This is a genomic window from Bradyrhizobium sp. HKCCYLS3013 (assembly GCF_051167615.1).
Classification (GTDB): Bacteria; Pseudomonadota; Alphaproteobacteria; order Rhizobiales; family Xanthobacteraceae; genus Bradyrhizobium.
The window spans coordinates 43,099-63,277 of the sequence record NZ_JBNPTK010000004.1 but is presented as its reverse complement, the minus strand read 5'-3'; the positions used below and the strand labels follow the sequence as shown (position 1 = coordinate 63,277).

The 20,179-nt window shown below is 64.2% G+C and carries 28 protein-coding genes; 27 read left to right on the top strand and 1 reads right to left on the bottom strand.

Annotation, left to right across the window (positions count from 1 at the left end):
* Positions 1-19 precede the first annotated feature (19 nt).
* Together ACQR1F_RS09360 and ACQR1F_RS09355 are read left to right on the top strand one after the other, a co-directional pair.
* Positions 20-2,083, top strand: a complete 2,064-nt coding sequence (locus ACQR1F_RS09360; protein ID WP_315800975.1) for an FAD-dependent oxidoreductase — start codon at positions 20-22, stop codon at positions 2,081-2,083.
* A gap of 86 nt (positions 2,084-2,169) precedes the next feature.
* Positions 2,170-4,494 carry an ABC transporter ATP-binding protein gene (locus ACQR1F_RS09355; RefSeq protein WP_434912900.1) on the top strand — a complete coding sequence of 775 codons (2,325 nt, stop codon included), beginning with the start codon at positions 2,170-2,172 and terminating at the stop codon, positions 4,492-4,494.
* Here the strand turns inward: ACQR1F_RS09355 and ACQR1F_RS09350 are convergent.
* Entirely contained in the window at positions 4,422-5,654 is a 1,233-nt protein-coding gene (locus tag ACQR1F_RS09350; RefSeq protein WP_434912899.1) for an FAD-dependent oxidoreductase, read from the bottom strand. The two genes, ACQR1F_RS09355 and ACQR1F_RS09350, sit on opposite strands and share 73 nt — an antisense overlap.
* A 649-nt stretch (positions 5,655-6,303) precedes the next feature.
* Between ACQR1F_RS09350 and rpsL the strand changes: the two genes are divergently transcribed.
* From rpsL to rplO, 25 genes are all read left to right on the top strand, one after another.
* Positions 6,304-6,675, top strand: a complete 372-nt coding sequence (gene rpsL, locus ACQR1F_RS09345) for a 30S ribosomal protein S12 (RefSeq protein WP_006611834.1) — start codon at positions 6,304-6,306, stop codon at positions 6,673-6,675.
* A gap of 30 nt (positions 6,676-6,705) precedes the next feature.
* Positions 6,706-7,176, top strand: a complete 471-nt coding sequence (gene rpsG, locus ACQR1F_RS09340; protein ID WP_006611835.1) for a 30S ribosomal protein S7 — start codon at positions 6,706-6,708, stop codon at positions 7,174-7,176.
* Between the two features lie 33 nt (positions 7,177-7,209).
* Positions 7,210-9,282, top strand: coding sequence for an elongation factor G (gene fusA / locus ACQR1F_RS09335; protein ID WP_316177107.1), 2,073 nt, complete (start codon positions 7,210-7,212; stop codon positions 9,280-9,282).
* 39 nt (positions 9,283-9,321) lie between these two features.
* Positions 9,322-10,512, top strand: coding sequence for an elongation factor Tu (gene tuf, locus ACQR1F_RS09330; RefSeq protein ID WP_006611837.1), 1,191 nt, complete (start codon positions 9,322-9,324; stop codon positions 10,510-10,512).
* A 90-nt stretch (positions 10,513-10,602) separates the two neighbouring features.
* Positions 10,603-10,911, top strand: a complete 309-nt coding sequence (rpsJ, locus tag ACQR1F_RS09325) for a 30S ribosomal protein S10 (protein ID WP_002712302.1) — start codon at positions 10,603-10,605, stop codon at positions 10,909-10,911.
* A 57-nt stretch (positions 10,912-10,968) separates the two neighbouring features.
* On the top strand, positions 10,969-11,688 hold the full coding sequence (gene rplC, locus ACQR1F_RS09320) for a 50S ribosomal protein L3 (RefSeq protein WP_006611838.1): 720 nt from the start codon (positions 10,969-10,971) through the stop codon (positions 11,686-11,688).
* Positions 11,689-12,309 (top strand): 50S ribosomal protein L4, encoded by a 621-nt coding sequence (gene rplD / locus ACQR1F_RS09315; protein ID WP_006611839.1) that lies wholly within the window; start codon positions 11,689-11,691, stop codon positions 12,307-12,309.
* Positions 12,306-12,605, top strand: a complete 300-nt coding sequence (locus ACQR1F_RS09310) for a 50S ribosomal protein L23 (protein WP_172108066.1) — start codon at positions 12,306-12,308, stop codon at positions 12,603-12,605. The genes rplD and ACQR1F_RS09310 overlap by 4 nt, the downstream gene beginning before the upstream one ends.
* Before the next feature lie 12 nt (positions 12,606-12,617).
* The gene (gene rplB, locus ACQR1F_RS09305; protein ID WP_006611841.1) at positions 12,618-13,451 is read left to right on the top strand and encodes a 50S ribosomal protein L2; all 834 of its coding nucleotides are present in this window, start codon (positions 12,618-12,620) and stop codon (positions 13,449-13,451) included.
* 12 nt (positions 13,452-13,463) lie between these two features.
* Complete coding sequence (gene rpsS, locus ACQR1F_RS09300; protein ID WP_006611842.1) at positions 13,464-13,742, top strand: 30S ribosomal protein S19; 279 nt, start codon at positions 13,464-13,466, stop codon at positions 13,740-13,742.
* Positions 13,743-13,752: 10 nt separating this feature from the next.
* Positions 13,753-14,133: a 50S ribosomal protein L22 gene (gene rplV / locus ACQR1F_RS09295; protein WP_315714562.1), complete on the top strand. Its 381-nt coding sequence runs from the start codon at positions 13,753-13,755 to the stop codon at positions 14,131-14,133.
* A 21-nt stretch (positions 14,134-14,154) separates the two neighbouring features.
* The gene (gene rpsC, locus ACQR1F_RS09290) at positions 14,155-14,865 is read left to right on the top strand and encodes a 30S ribosomal protein S3 (protein WP_012045041.1); all 711 of its coding nucleotides are present in this window, start codon (positions 14,155-14,157) and stop codon (positions 14,863-14,865) included.
* A 40-nt stretch (positions 14,866-14,905) separates the two neighbouring features.
* Complete coding sequence (gene rplP / locus ACQR1F_RS09285) at positions 14,906-15,319, top strand: 50S ribosomal protein L16 (RefSeq protein WP_008963467.1); 414 nt, start codon at positions 14,906-14,908, stop codon at positions 15,317-15,319.
* A gap of 5 nt (positions 15,320-15,324) precedes the next feature.
* Positions 15,325-15,531 carry a 50S ribosomal protein L29 gene (gene rpmC, locus ACQR1F_RS09280; protein ID WP_006611846.1) on the top strand — a complete coding sequence of 69 codons (207 nt, stop codon included), beginning with the start codon at positions 15,325-15,327 and terminating at the stop codon, positions 15,529-15,531.
* 10 nt (positions 15,532-15,541) lie between these two features.
* A complete protein-coding gene (rpsQ, locus tag ACQR1F_RS09275; protein ID WP_015667612.1) occupies positions 15,542-15,790 on the top strand; it encodes a 30S ribosomal protein S17 in 249 nt (82 codons plus the stop codon).
* A gap of 99 nt (positions 15,791-15,889) precedes the next feature.
* Complete coding sequence (gene rplN, locus ACQR1F_RS09270; protein ID WP_006611848.1) at positions 15,890-16,258, top strand: 50S ribosomal protein L14; 369 nt, start codon at positions 15,890-15,892, stop codon at positions 16,256-16,258.
* Positions 16,258-16,572, top strand: a complete 315-nt coding sequence (gene rplX, locus ACQR1F_RS09265; RefSeq protein ID WP_315737601.1) for a 50S ribosomal protein L24 — start codon at positions 16,258-16,260, stop codon at positions 16,570-16,572. Before rplN ends, rplX begins: the two co-directional genes overlap by 1 nt.
* Positions 16,565-17,122, top strand: a complete 558-nt coding sequence (gene rplE, locus ACQR1F_RS09260; RefSeq protein ID WP_315800971.1) for a 50S ribosomal protein L5 — start codon at positions 16,565-16,567, stop codon at positions 17,120-17,122. Before rplX ends, rplE begins: the two co-directional genes overlap by 8 nt.
* Positions 17,123-17,165: 43 nt before the next feature.
* Positions 17,166-17,471: a 30S ribosomal protein S14 gene (rpsN, locus tag ACQR1F_RS09255; RefSeq protein ID WP_315800970.1), complete on the top strand. Its 306-nt coding sequence runs from the start codon at positions 17,166-17,168 to the stop codon at positions 17,469-17,471.
* A 13-nt stretch (positions 17,472-17,484) separates the two neighbouring features.
* Positions 17,485-17,883 (top strand): 30S ribosomal protein S8, encoded by a 399-nt coding sequence (gene rpsH, locus ACQR1F_RS09250; RefSeq protein WP_315714559.1) that lies wholly within the window; start codon positions 17,485-17,487, stop codon positions 17,881-17,883.
* Between the two features lie 13 nt (positions 17,884-17,896).
* A complete protein-coding gene (gene rplF / locus ACQR1F_RS09245) occupies positions 17,897-18,430 on the top strand; it encodes a 50S ribosomal protein L6 (RefSeq protein WP_172108074.1) in 534 nt (177 codons plus the stop codon).
* Positions 18,431-18,441: 11 nt separating this feature from the next.
* Complete coding sequence (gene rplR / locus ACQR1F_RS09240) at positions 18,442-18,804, top strand: 50S ribosomal protein L18 (protein ID WP_006611854.1); 363 nt, start codon at positions 18,442-18,444, stop codon at positions 18,802-18,804.
* Between the two features lie 48 nt (positions 18,805-18,852).
* Positions 18,853-19,425: a 30S ribosomal protein S5 gene (gene rpsE, locus ACQR1F_RS09235; RefSeq protein ID WP_006611855.1), complete on the top strand. Its 573-nt coding sequence runs from the start codon at positions 18,853-18,855 to the stop codon at positions 19,423-19,425.
* 44 nt (positions 19,426-19,469) lie between these two features.
* Complete coding sequence (gene rpmD, locus ACQR1F_RS09230) at positions 19,470-19,661, top strand: 50S ribosomal protein L30 (protein ID WP_006611856.1); 192 nt, start codon at positions 19,470-19,472, stop codon at positions 19,659-19,661.
* Between the two features lie 11 nt (positions 19,662-19,672).
* Positions 19,673-20,158 (top strand): 50S ribosomal protein L15, encoded by a 486-nt coding sequence (rplO, locus tag ACQR1F_RS09225; RefSeq protein ID WP_009031841.1) that lies wholly within the window; start codon positions 19,673-19,675, stop codon positions 20,156-20,158.
* Positions 20,159-20,179 lie beyond the last annotated feature (21 nt).

Below are 20,179 nucleotides of genomic sequence, written 5' to 3'. Positions count from 1 at the left end.
CGGAGATGGCGGAACTTCGATGCTTGACCTTGCGATTGTTGGTGGCGGTCCGGGTGGCCTGATGAGCGCCTGGTATCTGAGGCGCAAACTCGGCGATCTCTGCAAGGTGACGATCTACGAGGCATCCGACCGGCTCGGCGGCAAGATCGTGACGCGCAAGTTCGATACCGCTCCGGCGATGTACGAGGCTGGTGTCGCAGAAATCTACGACTACTCGATGACCGGCCCTGATCCGCTGCGCGAGCTGATCCAGCATTTCGGGCTGCAGACGATTCCGATGGATGCGCTGCAGGTCCAGCTCGACGGCGAGCTGCTCGACGACGTGCCGGGGCTGCGCCGCAAATACGGGCCGAAGACGGCTGCCGCGGTCGAGGCGTTCCGCAAGCGCTGCACCGACGTGATGTCGCCGGTCGAATATTACGAGGGCGTCGGCGCCCACGACAACGAGCACCCCTGGGCCTACAAGACCTGCGAGGAGCTGCTCGATGAGGAGGTCGAGGATCCCACCGCCAAGCGCTTCTTCAAGGTGATGTCGCGCTCCGACCTCGCGACCGAGGCCCACAACACCAACGGCCTCAATGCGCTCAAGAACTTCGTGATGGATATCGACGACTATATCGGCCTGTACTCGATTCAGAACGGCAACGAGCAACTGATCGAGTGCCTGCGCTCCGAGGTCGATGCCGACATCCAGCTCAATCATCGCGTGCTCCGCATCGGCAAGACGGAGGCGGGCCGCTACCGGCTCAACATGATGAACGGCAAGGGGCCGGAGACGCGCGAGTTCGATCTCGTGCTGGTGTGCCTGCCGCATTCCTGGCTGTCGACGGTCGGCTGGGAGGGCGAGAAGCTGCGCCAGTCGATGATCAAGCACATCGCCTATTTCGATCGTCCCGCGCACTACCTGCGCGTCTCGATCCTGTTCGACGAGCCGTTCTGGGGCGAGAAGATTCCGGGCTCCTGGTTCATGTCTGAGGCGTTCGGCGGCTGCTGCATCTACAACGAGGGCTCGCGCCACGATGTCGGCAAGCACGGCGTGCTCAACTGGCTGATCGCAGGCTCGGATGCGCTCGCCTTCGCCAACCTGTCGGACCAGGAACTGATCGATGCCGCGCTGAAGTCGCTCCCGGCGGCGCTCGGCGACGCGCGCGCGCACTTCATGGAAGGCAAGATCCATCGCTGGCTGTCGTCCGTCAACGCGCTGCCCGGCGGTCTGCCGGTACGCGACGTCATGACCAATCACCGGCCTGAGCCGAAGGAGCACCCCGGCATCGTCGTGGTCGGTGACTACCTGTTCGATTCGACCTTGAACGGACTGCTCGATTCCTCGGACGCCGCCACCGACATCATCCTGACCGAAATGATGCGGCTGCGCCGCGTCCGCTCGCAGGCCGAGATGCCGCTGTCGGACAAGATCGACCGAGACTATTTCGACAATTATCGCGGGCAGGGGCCGTACAGCGAAGCGTGGTCGCAGTTCACCGATCCGGACTATCTGACCAGCCTGATCAAGATCGTCTGGAACCGGGCCGGCAAGGGCAAAGGCTACAAGCTCCTGGTCGCCGGCTCCGCGAGCGGTGAACTGGTGGGAGCGCTCCGCGAGCGCGGCATCGATGCCTGGGGCATCGAAAACAACCGCTACATCCACGGCAAGACGCCGAAGGCGCTCAAGAAGTACAACAAGCTCGGCTCGATCACGGACATGCCGTTCAAGACCGGCGAGTTCGATTTCGTGTTCGAGACCAGCCTCTGCCACCTCGGTGACAAGCAGGTTGCGCGCGCGATTCGCGAACTGAACCGCGTCGTCAAGACCGGCCTCGTGTTCGGCTCGATCACCTCGGACATGGCTCCGGCGCTCGTCGACCGCTACGACCTGCTGCGCGGGGTCAAGAAGCTCGGCACCTGGTGGGAGTGGTCGGAGCTGTTCTTCGGCAACGGCTTCGATCTTGCCATGCATCGCCGCGACTGCACCGACGAGGTGTGGGCCGCGACGCTCGCGGCCAACAAAGGCCCGGGCCAATGGTACGCCGACGCGGACAGCCTGCGTTACTCGTTCTTCGACAAGGTCGAGGACGAAGACTGAGGACGCTGGCCGCGGCGCCGTGCAGATGTTAAAGGCCTGACGCGCAAGGCTGGCGCGTCGTCGGCCACGCTGCTTCGGTTGGTTGCATGGCGCCCAAGAAACCAGAGTCCAAGTCAGGGTCGGGTCCGGCCTCCAAATCAGGCTCGAAGCGAGGCTCGAAACCCGGTTCGGCCTCGGCTGCGCCCGGTCAGACCGAAGACGATCGGATCGCTGGCGAACGAATTGCGGCTGCCGCCGGCGCCGCTGCCGAGATCGCAAAGCGGCTTTCCGGAACCGCCGCGACGCCAACGACACCCGAATCGCCGCCGGCAACTCAAGCACCGGCCGCCGCCCTGCCGCCGACCACCGAAGCGCTGCAGCCCTCCGAGCCGTTACTGGCCGGCACGCCGCCGGAGGCGACCAAGCCGGCACAGCCGCCAGAGCCGGCGCCGCCTTCAAAGCCGGCGCAGCCCTCAAAGCCGCCACAAGCCAGCAAGCCTGCGCCGCCGCCTTCCGACGATGATGACGACGAGGACGGCGAGGACGAGGACGACGAGCTCGACGACGACGATGACGACGAAGACCTCGTCGTCTACACCGCGCGCGAGGCCGCCGGCGCGCTCGCCACCATCTACGGCTTCGTCTCGCCGCTGCTCGCGAAATACAAGAAGATGCTGGCCTTCGTGTCGATCGGCGTGCTGATCGAGACCCTGTTCAACGTCATCATGCCGCTCAGCCTCAAGTTCCTGATCGACGATGCGCTCGGCGAAGAGGATTTCGAGGCGCTCTATCGCATCCTCGGCGTGCTGGCGGTTGCAGGCATCGTCACCTCGATCATTGCCGTGCTCTACGAGCGCTGGGATGCGCGGCTGGCGGCCTGCGTCATCTCGGATGTCCGCACCCGGCTGTTCGACCACGTGCAGAACCTGCCGGCGGCCTATTTCCAGCGCACCAAGCGCGGCGAGATCCTGTCGCGCTTCTCGGTCGACATGTCGGCGTTCGAGAACGTCGTGAAGAGCTTCGCCAACAGCGCCGTGCTGCCGTTCCTCGAGCTGATTGCGGGCATCATTCTGATGCTGTTCCTGAACTGGCAGCTCGCTGCGATCGCGCTCCTGGTGTTTCCGATCACCCTGATCGGCCCGCGCATCCTGACTCCGAAGGCGGTTCAGGCCAATTACGAGCAGAAACTGAACGAAGCGTCGCTGCTCGGCGTGATCCAGGAGAACATCGCGGCACAAGCCGTCATCAAGGCCTTCAGCCTGCACCGCAAGGTGTTCGGCTGGTTCAGCTTCCGCAACGACGCGGCGCGGCGCAAGATGGCCGATGCGATGTTCCTGTCGACCATGGTCGAGCGCACCGTCACGATCTCGGTGCTGCTGCTGCATCTCGTCGTGCTCGCTCTCGGCGCCTATCTCGCCACCAAGGGCCAGATCACGATCGGCACCTTCGTCACCTTCGAGAGCGCATTCTGGGAGGTGTCCTACAACATCGCCCATGTCATGCACTTCGTGCCGGTGTCGATCTCCTCGGCGGCCGCGATCCGGCACATGCAGGAGCTGCTGGACGAGCCGACCCGCGGTGCCGACCGGCCCGGCGCGCCGGATCTGCCCCGCATCAGCCACGACATCACCTTCGAGCGCGTGACCTTCCAGTACGAGGGCAGCCAGACGCCGGTGCTCGACAATCTGAGCCTCAAGCTCGACGTCGGCAAGCGGATCGCGATCGTCGGTCCGTCGGGCTCGGGCAAGAGCACGCTGCTCAACCTGATCCTGCGGCTCTACGTCCCCGATGAAGGCCGCGTCACCATCGACGGCGTCGACATCCGCAAGGTGACGCGCGATTCGTTGCGCGGCAGCATGGCCGTGGTGTTCCAGGAGAACATGCTGTTCAACATGTCGCTGCGGGAAAACATCCGGCTCGGCAAGGAGGGCGCCACCGACGCGGAGGTGGAGGAGGCGGCCAAGAAGGCCGAGATCCACCGCTACATCATGAGCCTGCCGCAGAAATACGACACCATCGTCGGCGAGCGCGGCGACACGCTGTCCGGTGGCCAGCGTCAGCGCATCGCGATCGCCCGCGCCATCATCCGCAATCCGTCCGTGCTGCTGCTCGACGAGGCCACCTCGGCGCTGGACCAGACCACGGAAGCCGCGATCAATCGTACCCTGCTCAAGGTGGCCAAGGGCCGCACCATGATCTGGTCGACCCACCGGCTGACCTCGGTGGTCGAAATGGACGAGATCATCGTCATCTCCGGCGGCCGGGCGATCGAGCGCGGTAGCCACGCCGAGCTCCTGGCGAAGAACGGGACCTATCGCAAGCTCTGGGACGACCAGGGCCATCAGCCGAGCCGGCTCGATCAGGCCGACGACGACAGCGATGATGAGGAGGATGACGACGACGAGGAGGATGATGACGATGACGAGGAATAGACGTTGAGCGGCGCATTGGTCTTCGTCAGCCGCTGCTGAATCCCGCGGCCGAGCGAGACCGCAAAGCGCGCCCAGCGTTGTGCCTGCCAATAGGGGCTGGCCCCGATCGAGACCGATCGGAAATTCCAGGCCTTGTCGAGCGACCACGCATCGCAGGCGATCTTGACCGGGTCGGCATAGAAGGCCGCGATCTTGGCCTCGCCCATGCCGTCAGTCGCCAGCCAGCGCGGAATGTGGACGTTGCAGAGGCGCTCGACGTCGGTGAACACCTTGTCGGAGCCGGTGCCGGTGACGGGGCAGGTGGTGCAGAAGGCATCGCCGACGAGCACGACGCCCGGCATGCGGTATCCAGTGTTGATGGTGAGGTCGGCGGGGCGGACCTTCACTTCCCCCCTCACGGCGTACGGGCCGGTGATCCGCCGCAGGCCGGGCAGGGCGGCCATCAGCGTTTCGACCGGGGCGCGCCGGATCGCCCGCAGCCAGGGGTCGTCCACCTCGCGATAGGCGAACAGGTTCGCCCGCATGCGCTCGCCGATCGGGAACAGGGTGATGTAGGGCACCCGCGCGTCGGCCCGCTCCTGGAAGTAGGTCATGGCCGGGAACGGGAAGGCGGCGCGGCCGGCCGGCGTCAGGTCGAACCCGATCGAGATCGAATGGGCGGGGCTGGTGATCTTGCGGGTGATTCCCAGCATGTGCCGCAGCCCAACGTTCAGCCCGTTGGCGAGCACGACGAGACGGGCGGAGATCGTCTGCCCGTTGGACAGCACGACCGACTGGCGATCCTCGCCTGGCGTGATCGCCACGGCCTTGGCGACGATTCGCGTCACGCGGCCGCGGATCTCGTCGCGCACGGCCGTCACCAGCGTGTCGTAAAGGATGCCGTATTGCGGGACCGGAGCCCGTTCGAGCACGTAGCCGAATCGGGCGATCCAGTTCTCCGGGGTCAGGGTGGCTTGGGTTAACGCCTTGTCGGCGATCCCGGTGCGACGGAATCGGCCGATCTGCCCGGCACCGGAGATCTTCTCGATTCGAAAGTCGGGCGGGGAGATCGCGTGGGGATCGACCAGAATCGCCGGGATGCCGGCACGCCCGAGCATGGCGGCCGTGATCGAGCCGGCCAAGCCGCCGCCAATGATCGCAATATCGGTATAGTCTGGCACGGGGCGCCTCGTCGTGGGCGCCATCCTTGTCGGCCAAAGCCAAAAAAAGCCTTATCTTCAATGTCTCTGGATATGTCCCTGGGTTGGAGAGGGGCTGGGCCGGCGCGGGCAGGGCTCTGCGGTCTACAGATACCTTAGGATGTAGGGGCGCGGTCGGAGCGGAAACTGCAGCGGCCAGAAGCGCTTCTTTGCGCGTCCTGCGGCGTCGTTTTGCTTGACTTGGATATTTACCGCTTATAAAAGGCCGGCACTCAACGACAGGCGGTGAGCTTCGCCAGCGTCGGTACGGATCACCCGGACCGCCTTTAACAGGGCAAGACGGGCACCAACCTCGACGAATGCCGCTCAAACGCTGTCGATCATAGCTAGGCAATGCCAAAACGATATTAGATCTCTCGAGCTCGTTCTCTGGAGACCAATTTCGGATGCATGACCTCGGTAGGCCGCCCGCCAGCGCAAGCTGTTTGGTGGTGATCGCGGTCCTCTGTGGCGTCAAGCGCTTTCCGTTCAGCGATGAACGGTTGGCGCAATTTCGTTTTGCGCGGGTTTTTGTCGCGCGAGGCGGCCCGGTGAGGCGGGGAACCTCGAACAGAATTTGCGGAAGCCGGTGACGGTCTCCGTTCGAACGTTGAGAAGGGTGAAGGCCAAGATGCCGACGATCAACCAGCTGATCGCAAATCCGCGCGAAGTGCAGAAGTCGCGCAAGAAGGTGCCGGCGCTGCAGCAGTCGCCGCAGAAGCGTGGCGTTTGCACGCGCGTCTACACCACGACCCCGAAGAAGCCGAACTCGGCGCTTCGTAAGGTCGCCAAGGTGCGCCTGACCAACGGCTTCGAGGTGATCGGCTACATCCCGGGTGAAGGTCATAACCTGCAGGAGCACTCGGTGGTCATGATCCGTGGCGGCCGCGTCAAGGACTTGCCGGGCGTGCGCTACCACATCCTCCGCGGCGTGCTGGATACCCAGGGCGTCAAGAACCGTAAGCAGCGCCGTTCGAAGTACGGCGCGAAGCGTCCGAAGTAAGACGTTCGAGAGAAGCGGGAACAAGATCACATGTCGCGTCGCCATTCAGCCGAAAAGCGTGAAGTGCTTCCGGATCCGAAGTTCGGGAACATCATCGTCACCAAGTTCATGAACTCGGTGATGTACGCCGGCAAGAAGTCGGTCGCCGAAGGTATCGTCTACGGCGCGTTCGGCATCATCGAGGCCAAGACCAAGCAGAGCCCGCTGACGGTGTTCGAGCAGGCCCTCGAAAACGTCATGCCGACCATCGAGGTCCGCTCCCGCCGCGTCGGCGGCGCGACCTACCAGGTGCCGGTCGAGGTTCGTTCGACCCGCCGGCAGGCGCTGGGCATCCGCTGGCTGATCTCGGCCGCGCGCGACCGCAACGAGAAGACGATGACCGAGCGGCTTTCGGCGGAGCTGCTCGACGCCTCGAACAATCGGGGTAACGCCGTGAAGAAGCGGGAAGACGTGCACCGGATGGCGGAAGCCAACCGCGCCTTCTCGCACTACCGCTGGTAACAGCGGCCCGAACGGAAATCAGGGAACACCTTCATGCCCCGCCAACATGCCATCGAGGACTACCGTAACTTCGGTATCATGGCGCATATCGACGCCGGTAAGACCACGACGACCGAGCGCATCCTCTATTACACCGGCAAGAGCCACAAGATCGGCGAAGTGCACGAAGGTGCCGCGACGATGGACTGGATGGAGCAGGAGCAGGAGCGTGGCATCACGATCACCTCGGCTGCCACCACCGCGTTCTGGAACGGCAAGCGCCTGAACATCATCGACACCCCCGGCCACGTCGACTTCACCATCGAGGTCGAGCGTTCGCTTCGCGTGCTCGACGGCGCCGTGTGCGTGCTCGACTCCAACCAGGGCGTCGAGCCGCAGACCGAGACCGTCTGGCGCCAGGGCGACAAGTACAAGGTGCCGCGCATCGTCTTCGCCAACAAGATGGACAAGACCGGCGCCGACTTCTTCAAGTGCCTGGCCGACATCGTCGACCGCCTGGGCGCGAAGCCGGTTGCGATCCAGCTGCCGATCGGTGCCGAGAACAACTTCAAGGGCTGCATCGACCTCGTGACCATGAAGGCGATCGTCTGGAACGACGAGGCGCTCGGCGCGAAGTTCGACTACGCCGAGATCCCGGCTGATCTGGCCGATCAGGCCAAGGAATATCGCGAGAAGCTGGTGGAAGCCGCCGTCGAGCTCGATGACGACGCGCTCACCGCGTTCCTGGACGGCAAGGAGCCGGACGAGGCGACCCTGAAGCGCCTGATCCGCAAGGCCGTGCTGACCGGTGCGTTCTATCCGGTGCTGTGTGGCTCGGCCTTCAAGAACAAGGGCGTGCAGCCCCTGCTCGACGCCGTCGTCGACTATCTGCCGTCGCCGCTCGACGTGCCCGCGATCAAGGGCACCGACGACAAGGGCAACGAGGTCGTGCGCAAGGCGGACGACAAGGAGCCGCTGGCGCTGCTCGCGTTCAAGATCATGGACGACCCGTTCGTCGGCACCATCACCTTCTGCCGCATCTATTCGGGCATCCTGACCTCGGGTACCGGCGTCGTGAACTCGACCCGCGAGAAGAAGGAGCGCATCGGCCGCATGCTGCTGATGCATGCGAACAATCGCGAGGACATCAAGGAAGCCTATGCCGGCGACATCGTCGCCCTCGCAGGCCTCAAGGAAGCCCGCACCGGTGACACGCTGTGCGATCCGTCCAACCAGGTGATCCTGGAAAAGATGGAATTCCCGGAGCCGGTCATCGAGATCGCGATCGAGCCGAAGTCGAAGGCCGACCAGGAGAAGCTCGGCGTCGCCTTGGCGAAGCTGGCCGCGGAAGATCCGTCCTTCCGCGTCTCGACCGATCACGAGTCGGGCCAGACCATCCTCAAGGGCATGGGCGAGCTCCATCTCGACATCAAGGTCGACATTCTGAAGCGTACCTACAAGGTCGATGCGAACATCGGCGCGCCGCAGGTGGCGTTCCGTGAGCGCATCACCAAGCCGGCCAATGTGGACTACACCCACAAGAAGCAGACCGGCGGCACCGGCCAGTTCGCGGCCGTGAGCCTCGTGGTCGAGCCGAACGAGCCGGGTGGCGGCTACGTGTTCGAGTCCAAGATCGTCGGCGGTGCGGTTCCGAAGGAATACATCCCGGGCGTCGAGAAGGGCATCGAGAGCGTGCTCGGCGCGGGCGTGGTCGCCGGCTTCCCGGTGGTCGACGTCAAGGTGGCGCTGGTCGACGGCAAGTATCACGACGTCGACTCGTCGGCGCTGGCCTTCGAAATCGCCTCTCGCGCGGCTTTCCGCGAGGCGCTGCAGAAGGGCAAGTCGGTTCTGCTCGAGCCGATCATGAAGGTCGAGGTGGTGACCCCGGAAGACTACACCGGCTCGGTCATCGGCGACCTGAACTCGCGTCGTGGCCAGATCCAGGGCCAGGACATGCGCGGCAATGCCAACGTCATCAACGCGATGGTGCCGCTCATGAACATGTTCGGTTACGTGAACAACCTGCGCTCCATGAGCCAGGGCCGCGCGACCTTCACGATGCAGTTCTCGCACTACGCTGAAGCGCCGGCCAACGTGTCGGCCGAAGTCCAGAAGAAGTTTGCCTGATTGTCGTTAGCTCAAGTTAGCGACTGAACGGAGAGTCAAATGGCCAAAGCTAAGTTTGAACGTAACAAGCCCCACTGCAACATCGGCACCATCGGTCACGTCGACCACGGCAAGACCTCGCTGACGGCTGCAATCACCAAGATCCTGGCCGAGACGGGCGGTGCGACGTTCACTGCCTACGACCAGATCGACAAGGCGCCGGAAGAGAAGGCTCGCGGCATCACCATCTCGACCGCTCACGTCGAGTACGAGACCAAGAACCGCCACTACGCGCACGTCGACTGCCCCGGCCACGCCGACTACGTGAAGAACATGATCACCGGCGCCGCGCAGATGGACGGCGCGATCCTGGTCGTGTCGGCCGCTGACGGCCCGATGCCGCAGACCCGCGAGCACATCCTGCTCGCCCGCCAGGTCGGCGTGCCGGCGCTGGTCGTGTTCCTCAACAAGTGCGACATGGTTGACGATCCGGAGCTGCTCGAGCTCGTCGAGCTCGAGGTCCGCGAGCTGCTCTCGAAGTACGAGTTCCCGGGCGACAAGATCCCGATCATCAAGGGCTCGGCGCTCGCCGCTCTGGAAGATTCGGACAAGAAGCTCGGCCACGACGCCATCCTCGAGCTGATGCGCAATGTCGACGAGTACATTCCGCAGCCGGAGCGTCCGATCGATCAGCCCTTCCTGATGCCGGTCGAAGACGTGTTCTCGATCTCGGGCCGCGGCACCGTCGTGACCGGCCGTGTCGAGCGCGGCATCATCAAGGTCGGTGAGGAAATCGAGATCGTCGGCATCCGTCCGACCCAGAAGACCACCGTCACCGGCGTTGAAATGTTCCGCAAGCTGCTCGATCAGGGCCAGGCGGGCGACAACATCGGTGCGCTGCTCCGCGGCACCAAGCGCGAGGACGTCGAGCGCGGCCAGGTGCTGTGCAAGCCGGGTTCGGTCAAGCCGCACACCAAGTTCAAGGCTGAGGCGTACATCCTCACCAAGGAAGAGGGCGGCCGTCACACGCCGTTCTTCACCAACTATCGTCCGCAGTTCTACTTCCGCACGACCGACGTGACCGGCGTCGTTCACCTGCCGGAAGGCACCGAGATGGTGATGCCGGGCGACAACATCGCGATGGAAGTGCACCTGATCGTGCCGATCGCGATGGAGGAGAAGCTGCGCTTCGCCATCCGCGAGGGCGGCCGCACCGTCGGCGCCGGCGTCGTCGCCTCGATCATCGAGTAACAACAGCGAATAGGGAATGGCGGGTGGCGAATGGAGATATCCATTCGCCGTTCGCTACTCGCCACTCACTACTCAAAGAAAGATACGGCAATGAACGGCCAAAATATCCGCATCCGTCTCAAGGCGTTTGACCATCGTATCCTCGATACGTCGACGCGCGAGATCGTCAACACGGCGAAACGGACCGGCGCGCAGGTTCGCGGACCCATTCCGCTGCCGACCCGCATCGAGAAGTTCACCGTGAACCGTTCGCCGCACGTCGACAAGAAGAGCCGCGAGCAGTTCGAGATGCGTACCCACAAGCGCCTGCTCGACATCGTCGATCCGACCCCGCAGACCGTCGATGCTCTCATGAAGCTCGACCTGGCCGCCGGCGTCGACGTCGAGATCAAGCTCTAAGTTTTTGGATTCACGTTCGCCCCATCGCGGACATAGAGAAGAACAGGAAGCACGCCGATGCGCTCCGGAGTGATCGCACAAAAGGTCGGGATGACGCGGGTCTTCACGGAGACCGGCGAACATATCCCCGTGACCGTGCTGAAGCTCGGCAATTGCCAGGTGGTCGGTCACCGCACCACCGAGAAGAACGGCTATGTCGCGCTGCAGCTCGGCAGCGGCAGCCGCAAGACGGTCTACATGCCGAAGGCGGAGCGCGGCCAGTTCGCGGTCGCCAAGGTCGAGCCGAAGCGAAAGCTTGCCGAATTCCGTGTCAGCGAGGATTCGCTGATCCCGGTCGGCGCCGAGATCCAGGCCGACCACTTCGTCGTCGGCCAGTTCGTCGACGTTACCGGCACCTCGGTCGGTAAGGGCTTCGCCGGCGGCATGAAGCGCTGGAACTTCGGCGGTCTTCGCGCGACGCACGGTGTGTCGATCTCGCATCGTTCGATCGGTTCGACCGGTGGTCGTCAGGACCCCGGCAAGACCTGGAAGAACAAGAAGATGCCCGGTCACATGGGCGTCGACCGCATCACCACGCTGAACCTGCGTGTGGTGCAGACGGACGTCGAGCGCGGCCTGATCCTGGTCGAAGGCGCGGTGCCCGGCTCCAAGGGGGGCTGGATCTCGGTGCGCGACGCCGTCAAGAAGCCGCTGCCGAAGGAAGCGCCGAAGCCCGGCAAGTTCAAGGTCGCGGGTGAGCAGGCTGCCGAAGCGCCGGCCGTGCAGGAGGGCGCATAAATGGAACTGAAAGTCACCACGCTTGAGGGCAAGGAAGCCGGCTCCGTCCAGCTGTCCGACGCCATCTTCGGTCTGGAGCCGCGCGCTGACATCATTCAGCGTTGCGTCCAGTGGCAGCTGAACAAGCGCCAGGCCGGCACTCACAAGGCCAAGGGGCGCGCCGAGATCTGGCGCACCGGCAAGAAGATGTACAAGCAGAAGGGCACCGGCGGTGCTCGTCACGGCTCGGCTCGCGTGCCGCAGTTCCGTGGCGGCGGCCGCGCCTTCGGTCCGGTCGTGCGCTCGCATGCGACCGACCTGCCGAAGAAGGTCCGTGCGCTCGCTCTGAAGCATGCGCTGTCGGCCAAGGCCAAGGACGGTGATCTGGTCGTCTTGGAGAACGCCACCCTCGAGGCGGCGAAGACCAAGGCGCTGATCGGCCACTTCTCGGGTCTGGGCCTCACCAACGCGCTGATCATCGACGGCGCCGAGCTGCACAACGGCTTCGCCGCTGCGGCCCGCAACATCCCGAACCTGGACGTGCTGCCGATCCAGGGCATCAACGTCTACGACATCCTGCGCCGTCAGAAGCTCGTGCTGACCAAGGCGGCGATCGATGCGCTGGAGGCGCGCTTCAAATGAAGACCATCGATCCGCGCCACTACGACATCATCATCGCGCCGGTCGTGACCGAGAAGGCGACGTTCGCCTCGGAGCACAACAAGGTTCTGTTCAAGGTGGCCGCAAAGGCGACCAAGCCGCAGATCAAGGAAGCGATCGAGAAGCTGTTCGACGTCAAGGTCAAGAGCGTCAACACGCTCGTCCGCAAGGGCAAGACCAAGGTGTTCCGCGGCAATTTCGGTTCGCAATCGGACAGCAAGCGCGCGATCGTGACCCTCGAAGAGGGCCACCGTATCGACGTGACCACCGGACTGTAAGGCTGAGCTGCCATGGCACTGAAGACATTCAATCCCACGACGCCCGGCCAGCGCCAGCTGGTGATGGTCGATCGTTCGGCCCTGTACAAGGGCAAGCCGGTCAAGGCGCTGACCGAAGGCAAGCAGTCGAGCGGCGGTCGCAACAACACCGGCCGCATCACGGTTCGCTTCCTCGGCGGCGGCCACAAGCAGTCGTACCGCACGGTCGACTTCAAGCGCGACAAGGTCGACGTTCCCGCGACCGTCGAGCGCCTGGAGTATGATCCGAACCGGACCGCCTTCATCGCCCTGGTCAAGTATCAGGACGGCGAGCTCGCCTACATCCTGGCGCCGCAGCGCCTGGCGGTCGGCGACACCATCGTCGCCGGCAACTATGTCGACGTGAAGCCGGGCAACGTCATGCCGCTGGGCAACATGCCGGTCGGCACGATCGTGCACAACATCGAGGTCAAGATCGGGAAGGGCGGCCAGCTCGCACGTTCGGCCGGCACCTACGCCCAGATCGTCGGCCGCGACCAGGACTACGTGATCGTCCGCCTGAACTCGGGCGAGCAGCGTCTGGTGCATGGCCGCTGCCGCGGCACCATCGGTGCGGTGTCGAACCCGGACCACATGAACACCTCGATCGGCAAGGCCGGCCGCAAGCGTTGGATGGGCCGCAGGCCTCACAACCGCGGTGTCGCGATGAACCCGATCGACCATCCGCACGGCGGCGGCGAAGGCCGTACCTCGGGCGGTCGTCACCCGGTCACTCCGTGGGGCAAGCCTACCAAGGGCAAGAAGACTCGCACCAACAAGTCGACCGATAAATTCATTCTCTTGAGCCGCCACAAGCGGAAGAAGTAAGGAACGACGGACATGGTTCGTTCAGTCTGGAAAGGCCCGTTCGTCGAGGCGTCGCTGCTCAAGAAGGCAGATGCGGCGCGCGCGTCCGGCCGTCACGACGTCATCAAGATCTGGAGCCGCCGCTCGACCATCCTGCCGCAGTTCGTCGGCCTGACGTTCGGCGTCTACAACGGCCAGAAGCACGTGCCGGTGGCGATCAACGAAGAGATGGTCGGCCACAAGTTCGGCGAGTTCTCGCCGACCCGCACCTTCCACGGCCATTCGGGCGATAAGAAAGCCAAGAAGGCTTGAGGATTAAGCGATGAGCAAACCAAAGCGCGAACGGAGCCTCCCCGAAAACGAGGCCAAGGCTGTGGCCCGGATGCTTCGGGTGAGCCCGCAGAAGCTGAACCTGGTGGCGCAGATGATCCGCGGCCGCAAGGCGTCGGCCGCCCTCGCCGACCTGCAGTTCTCGCGCAAGCGGATTGCGGTCGACGTCAAGAAGTGCCTGGAATCGGCGATCGCCAATGCCGAGAACAATCACGAGCTCGAGGTCGACGATCTCGTCGTCTCGCAGGCTTTCGTCGGCAAGGGAATCGTGATGAAGCGTTTCTCGCCGCGCGGTCGTGGCCGTTCGGGCCGAGTTTTCAAACCGTTTTCGCAGCTGACGATCATTGTGCGTCAGGTCGAGGCGAGCGCTTAAAGCAGGCGCTGGGAGAATACGATGGGTCAAAAGATCAATCCGATCGGTCTGCGTCTCGGCATCAACCGGACCTGGGATTCGCGCTGGTTCGCCGGCAAGGCCGAGTACGGCAAGCTGCTGCATGAAGACGTCAAGATCCGTGAGATCCTGCACAAGGAGCTCAAGCAGGCGGCCGTTGCCCGCATCGTGATCGAGCGTCCGCACAAGAAGTGCCGCGTCACGATCCACTCGGCACGTCCGGGCGTCGTGATAGGCAAGAAGGGCGCCGACATCGACAAGCTGCGCAAGCGCGTCGCCGACATCACCTCGTCGGACGTCGTCATCAACATCGTCGAGATCCGCAAGCCGGAGCTCGATGCCACGCTGGTCGCCGAATCGATCGCGCAGCAGCTCGAGCGTCGCGTTGCGTTCCGCCGCGCCATGAAGCGCGCCGTGCAGTCGGCGATGCGTCTCGGCGCCGAGGGCATCCGCATCAACTGCTCGGGTCGTCTGGGCGGCGCGGAAATCGCCCGCATGGAGTGGTATCGTGAGGGCCGGGTGCCGCTGCACACGCTGCGCGCCGACATCGACTACGGTGTGGCCACCGCGTTCACCACCTTCGGCACCTGCGGCGTGAAGGTCTGGATCTTCAAGGGCGAGATCCTCGAGCACGATCCGATGGCACAGGACAAGCGGATGAACGAAGGCGGCGGCGAGAGCTCGCAGCCCCGGTCGCGCCGCGACGCGGCCTGATCGATCAGCCGCGACAAGACAGGTTTGAGGGCTCAAAGCCATGATGCAACCAAAGAAGACCAAGTTCCGAAAGGCGCATAAGGGCCGTATCCACGGCGTTGCGTCCTCGGGCGCGACGCTGGCCTTCGGCCAGTTCGGGCTGAAGGCGATGGAGCCGGATCGCGTCACCGCGCGCCAGATCGAGGCCGCTCGTCGTGCCTTGACCCGTCACATGAAGCGCGCCGGCCGCGTCTGGATTCGCGTGTTCCCGGATCTTCCGGTGTCGAAAAAGCCGGCCGAGGTCCGCATGGGCTCCGGCAAGGGCTCGCCGGAATTGTGGGTGGCCCGCGTCAAGCCGGGCCGGGTGATGTTCGAGATCGACGGCGTGAGCAACCAGATCGCGCGCGAGGCGCTGCTGCTGGCGGCCGCCAAGCTGCCGATCAAGACGCGCTTCGTCGAACGCATTGCGGAGTAATGGTCATGGCCGAGATGAAGATTGCCGACATTCGCGCGATGAGCCCCGATCAGATGGACGATGCGATCGTCAATCTGAAGAAGGAGCGCTTCAACCTGCGCTTCCAGCGTGCCACCGGGCAGCTGGAGAATACCGCGCGGCTGCGTGAGGCGCGCCGCGACATCGCCCGTATCAAGACCATCGCCGCGCAGCAGCGCGCCAAGACGAAGTAAGAGGCTCGACATGCCGAAACGGACCCTTCAGGGCGTCGTCGTCAGCGACAAGCAGGCCAAGACGATCGTTGTGCGCGTCGACCGGCGCTTCACCCACCCGATCTACAAGAAGACCATCCGCCGCTCGAAGAACTACCACGCGCACGACGAGAACAACGAGTTCAAGCCGGGCGACATGGTGTGGATCGAGGAGAGCAAGCCGATCTCGAAGCTCAAGCGCTGGACCGTGATCCGGGGCGAGCACAAGAAAACCGCCTGAGGCGCGAGACGCGGCCCTGTCAAAGGGGCCGGTTTCGCTTTCGGGATCAAACAAGGCGCAGCTTTCCTGCGCAGCAGATGAAGAGGACGAGGTGCATCAATGATTCAGATGCAGACCAACCTCGACGTGGCCGATAATTCCGGCGCACGCCGTGTCATGTGTATCAAGGTGCTGGGCGGCTCGAAGCGCCGCTATGCCACCGTCGGCGACATCATCGTGGTGTCGATCAAGGAAGCCATTCCGCGTGGCAAGGTGAAGAAGGGCGACGTCATGAAGGCCGTCGTGGTGCGCGTCCGCAAGGACATCCGCCGCGCCGACGGCTCGGTGATCCGCTTCGACCGCAACGCGGCCGTCCTGATCAACAACCAGTCGGAGCCGGTCGGCACCCGCATCTTCGGGCCGGTGCCGCGCGAACTGCGCGCCAAGAACCACATGAAGATCATTTCGCTTGCGCCGGAGGTGCTGTGATGGCTGCCAAGATCCGCAAGGGCGACAAGGTGATCGTCCTGACCGGCCGCGACAAGGGGCGCACCGGGGAGGTGTTCGAGGTGCGTCCCGACGAGGGCACCGCGCTGGTACGCGGCATCAACCTGGTGAAGCGTCACCAGAAGCAGACCCAGAACCAGGAAGGCGGCATCATCTCCAAGGAGGCGCCGATCAACCTGTCTAACGTCGCGTATGTCGGCAAGGACGGCAAGCCGACGCGCGTTGGATTCAAGATTCAGGCGGACGGCAAGAAGGTCCGCGTTGCCAAGAGCTCGGGAGTTGAGATCGATGGCTGAGACCGCTTACACCCCGCGCCTGCGCGAGGAATATGATCGCAAGATCAAGAGCCAGCTGACCGAGAAGTTCGGCTACGCCAACGTCATGCAGGTGCCGCGGCTCGACAAGGTCGTGCTCAACATGGGCATCGGCGAGGCGGTCAACGACCGCAAGAAGGCGGAGACGGCGGCGGCCGACCTGTCGCTGATCGCCGGCCAGAAGGCGGTCGTGACCTATTCGCGCGTCGCCATCGCGACCTTCAAGCTGCGCGAGAACCAGCCGATCGGCTGCAAGGTCACCTTGCGCAAGACCAAGATGTACGAGTTCATCGACCGCCTGATCAACGTCGCGCTGCCGCGCGTCCGCGACTTCCGCGGCCTGAACCCGAAGAGCTTCGACGGCCGCGGCAACTATTCGCTCGGCATCAAGGAGCACATCATTTTCCCCGAGATCGACTTTGACAAGGCCGGGGAGAGCTGGGGCATGGACATCACGGTGTGCACCACCGCGACGACCGACGACGAGGCCCGTGCCCTTCTGACCGCATTCAATTTCCCGTTCCGGCAGTGAGACGCTGAACAGCCTCTCAAACGCGGATACCCAGGAGCCAAGCATGGCAAAGAAGAGTTCAGTCGAGAAGAACAACCGGCGCAAGCGGATGGCCAAGAACGCCGCCCCGAAGCGCGCCCGGTTGAAGGCGATCATCGCCGACAAGGAAAAGCCGATGGAGGAGCGCTTTGCCGCGACCCTGAAGCTGGCCGAGATGCCGCGCAATTCGTCGGCGACCCGCATCCGCAACCGGTGCGAGCTGACCGGCCGTCCGCGGTCGAACTATCGCAAGAACAAGCTGAGCCGCATCGCGTTGCGCGAGCTCGGGTCCAAGGGCCTGGTTCCGGGCCTCGTGAAGTCGAGCTGGTAAGGAGGATCGCACCATGTCAACGCACGATCCCATCAGCGATCTGATCACCCGCATCCGCAACGCGCAGATGCGCTCGAAGTCGAAGGTCTCGACTCCCGGCTCCAAGATGCGCGCCAGCGTGCTCGAGGTGCTGAAGTCCGAAGGCTACATCCGCGGCTATGCCACGCTGGAGCATCCGTCGGGCCGCAGCGAGATCGAGATCGAGCTGAAATATTTCGACGGCGAGCCCGTGATCCGCGAGATCGAGCGCGTCTCCAAGCCCGGCCGCCGCGTCTACACCTCGGTGAAGAACCTGCCGCGCGTGAACAACGGGCTCGGAATTTCTGTTTTGTCGACGCCGAAGGGAATCATGGCCGACCATAGCGCGCGTGACGCGAATGTCGGCGGTGAAGTTCTCTTCACGGTGTTCTAAGAAGGATTGAGCCATGTCACGTATTGGCAAGAAGCCTGTGGCGGTGCCGTCCGGAGTGACGGCCTCCGTCGACGGACAGACCGTCAAGATGAAGGGGCCGAAGGGCCAGCTTCAGTTCATCGTCCATGACGACGTGGACGTGAAGTTCGAGAACGGCCAGGTCAAGGTTGCCCCGCGCGCCGAGACCAAGCGCGCCCGGTCGCTGTACGGCACCGCGCGCGCCCAGATCGCCAACCTGGTCGAAGGCGTGACCAAGGGCTTCGAGAAGAAGCTCGAGATCACCGGCGTCGGCTACCGCGCCGCGATGCAGGGCAAGAACCTGCAGCTCGCGCTCGGCTACAGCCACGACGTCGTCTACCAGATCCCGGAAGGCATCACGATCGCCGTGCCGAAGCCGACCGAGATCACGGTCACGGGGATCGACCCGCAGCGCGTCGGCCAGGTGGCCGCCGAAATCCGCGCCTACCGGCCGCCGGAGCCCTACAAGGGCAAGGGCGTGAAGTACGCGGGTGAATTCATCTTCCGCAAGGAAGGCAAGAAGAAGTAACGGAGCCGGACATGTCGAGAGCAAAGGTTACGAATGCCCGGCGCAAGCAGCGCGTGAGGCTGTCGCTGCGCCGCTCCGCCGGCGGCCGTCCACGCCTGTCGGTGTTCCGTTCGTCGAAGCACATCTACGCTCAGGTCATCGACGATCAGAAGGGCGAGACGCTCGCCTCCGCGTCGTCGATGGAGAAGGAGATGCGCTCGGCCGGCAACACCGGTGCCGACATCGATGCGGCGAAGGCGGTGGGCAAGCTGCTCGCCGAGCGCGCGGTGAAGGCGGGGATCAAGGAAGTCGTGTTCGATCGCGGCGGCTATCTCTATCACGGTCGTGTCAAGGCCCTGGCCGACGCGGCGCGCGAGAGCGGGCTGAGCTTCTAACATCAATGGATATGGGCGCGAGAGCCCCTCAGAAGATTGGATAGCACCATGGCAGGTGAACGGGAACGAGGCGGTCGCGATCGCAAGGAGCGCGAGGAGCGCGACAGCGAGTTCGTCGACAAGCTCGTCCACATCAACCGAGTCGCGAAGGTCGTGAAGGGCGGTAAGCGCTTCGGCTTTGCGGCGCTCGTCGTGATCGGCGATCAGAAGGGCCGGGTCGGCTTCGGCCACGGCAAGGCGCGCGAAGTGCCGGAGGCGATCCGCAAGGCGACGGACTCCGCCAAGCGCAACCTGACCCGCGTCGCGCTGCGCGAGGGCCGGACCCTGCACCACGACATCTTCGGTCGTCACGGTGCGGGCCGCGTCTATCTGCGTGCGGCTCCGGCCGGTACCGGCATCATCGCCGGCGGCCCGATGCGCGCCGTGTTCGAGACGCTGGGCATCCAGGACGTGGTGGCGAAGTCGATCGGCTCGTCCAACCCGTACAACATGGTGCGCGCGACCTTCAACGCGCTGAAGCACCAGGATTCACCGCGCTCGGTTGCCGCGCGCCGCAACATCAAGGTATCGACCCTGCAGGCCCGCCGCGTCGGTGGCGATGCCGAGGCAGCTGCCGACTAACGAACGCGCGCCGCCTCTGGCCGGCGCATCTCGGAGTGAAGACCATGGCTAGCGCCAAGACGATCAAGATCGAGCAGATCGGCAGCCCGATCCGCCGGCATCACTCGCAGCGCGAGACGCTGATCGGGTTGAAGCTCAACAAGATCGGCCGCGTGACCGAGCTGCCGGATACGCCGGCGGTCCGCGGCATGATCACCAAGGTTCATCATCTCGTCCGCATCGTCGACGAGAAGTAAGGAGAAGGGCGATGAAGCTCAGCGATATCGCCGACAACGCCGGCGCGCGCAAGAAGCGCATGCGCGTCGGGCGCGGCATCGGCTCCGGCAAGGGCAAGACCTCGGGCCGTGGCGGCAAGGGCCAGACCGCGCGCTCCGGCGTGCGCATCAAGGGCTTCGAAGGCGGTCAGATGCCGATGCATCGCCGTCTGCCGAAGCGCGGCTTCAACAACATCTTCGCGCTCGATTTCGTCGAGATCAATCTCGACCGGATCCAGCAGGCGATCGATGCCAAGAAGCTCGATGCCGGCAGCGTGATCAACGCCGAGTCCCTCGTGAAGTCCGGTGCGCTGCGCCGCGCCAAGGACGGCGTGCGTCTGCTCGGCCGCGGCGAGCTCAAGGCCAAGATCAACATCGAGGTGCATGGTGCCTCGAAGTCGGCGATCGCGGCGGTCGAGAAGGCCGGCGGCACCGTCAAGCTCCTGGCGCCAGCCAAGGACGAAGGCGAGGCGGCGTAACATCTGCGTCATTGCCCTGCT

Coding starts and splice junctions, on each gene's coding strand:
- ACQR1F_RS09360 (WP_315800975.1), top strand. CDS start 20: ATGCTTGACCTTGCGATTGTTGGTGGCGGTCCGGGTGGCCTGATGAGC.
- ACQR1F_RS09355 (WP_434912900.1), top strand. CDS start 2,170: ATGGCGCCCAAGAAACCAGAGTCCAAGTCAGGGTCGGGTCCGGCCTCC.
- rpsL (WP_006611834.1), top strand. CDS start 6,304: ATGCCGACGATCAACCAGCTGATCGCAAATCCGCGCGAAGTGCAGAAG.
- rpsG (WP_006611835.1), top strand. CDS start 6,706: ATGTCGCGTCGCCATTCAGCCGAAAAGCGTGAAGTGCTTCCGGATCCG.
- fusA (WP_316177107.1), top strand. CDS start 7,210: ATGCCCCGCCAACATGCCATCGAGGACTACCGTAACTTCGGTATCATG.
- tuf (WP_006611837.1), top strand. CDS start 9,322: ATGGCCAAAGCTAAGTTTGAACGTAACAAGCCCCACTGCAACATCGGC.
- rpsJ (WP_002712302.1), top strand. CDS start 10,603: ATGAACGGCCAAAATATCCGCATCCGTCTCAAGGCGTTTGACCATCGT.
- rplC (WP_006611838.1), top strand. CDS start 10,969: ATGCGCTCCGGAGTGATCGCACAAAAGGTCGGGATGACGCGGGTCTTC.
- rplD (WP_006611839.1), top strand. CDS start 11,689: ATGGAACTGAAAGTCACCACGCTTGAGGGCAAGGAAGCCGGCTCCGTC.
- ACQR1F_RS09310 (WP_172108066.1), top strand. CDS start 12,306: ATGAAGACCATCGATCCGCGCCACTACGACATCATCATCGCGCCGGTC.
- rplB (WP_006611841.1), top strand. CDS start 12,618: ATGGCACTGAAGACATTCAATCCCACGACGCCCGGCCAGCGCCAGCTG.
- rpsS (WP_006611842.1), top strand. CDS start 13,464: ATGGTTCGTTCAGTCTGGAAAGGCCCGTTCGTCGAGGCGTCGCTGCTC.
- rplV (WP_315714562.1), top strand. CDS start 13,753: ATGAGCAAACCAAAGCGCGAACGGAGCCTCCCCGAAAACGAGGCCAAG.
- rpsC (WP_012045041.1), top strand. CDS start 14,155: ATGGGTCAAAAGATCAATCCGATCGGTCTGCGTCTCGGCATCAACCGG.
- rplP (WP_008963467.1), top strand. CDS start 14,906: ATGATGCAACCAAAGAAGACCAAGTTCCGAAAGGCGCATAAGGGCCGT.
- rpmC (WP_006611846.1), top strand. CDS start 15,325: ATGGCCGAGATGAAGATTGCCGACATTCGCGCGATGAGCCCCGATCAG.
- rpsQ (WP_015667612.1), top strand. CDS start 15,542: ATGCCGAAACGGACCCTTCAGGGCGTCGTCGTCAGCGACAAGCAGGCC.
- rplN (WP_006611848.1), top strand. CDS start 15,890: ATGATTCAGATGCAGACCAACCTCGACGTGGCCGATAATTCCGGCGCA.
- rplX (WP_315737601.1), top strand. CDS start 16,258: ATGGCTGCCAAGATCCGCAAGGGCGACAAGGTGATCGTCCTGACCGGC.
- rplE (WP_315800971.1), top strand. CDS start 16,565: ATGGCTGAGACCGCTTACACCCCGCGCCTGCGCGAGGAATATGATCGC.
- rpsN (WP_315800970.1), top strand. CDS start 17,166: ATGGCAAAGAAGAGTTCAGTCGAGAAGAACAACCGGCGCAAGCGGATG.
- rpsH (WP_315714559.1), top strand. CDS start 17,485: ATGTCAACGCACGATCCCATCAGCGATCTGATCACCCGCATCCGCAAC.
- rplF (WP_172108074.1), top strand. CDS start 17,897: ATGTCACGTATTGGCAAGAAGCCTGTGGCGGTGCCGTCCGGAGTGACG.
- rplR (WP_006611854.1), top strand. CDS start 18,442: ATGTCGAGAGCAAAGGTTACGAATGCCCGGCGCAAGCAGCGCGTGAGG.
- rpsE (WP_006611855.1), top strand. CDS start 18,853: ATGGCAGGTGAACGGGAACGAGGCGGTCGCGATCGCAAGGAGCGCGAG.
- rpmD (WP_006611856.1), top strand. CDS start 19,470: ATGGCTAGCGCCAAGACGATCAAGATCGAGCAGATCGGCAGCCCGATC.
- rplO (WP_009031841.1), top strand. CDS start 19,673: ATGAAGCTCAGCGATATCGCCGACAACGCCGGCGCGCGCAAGAAGCGC.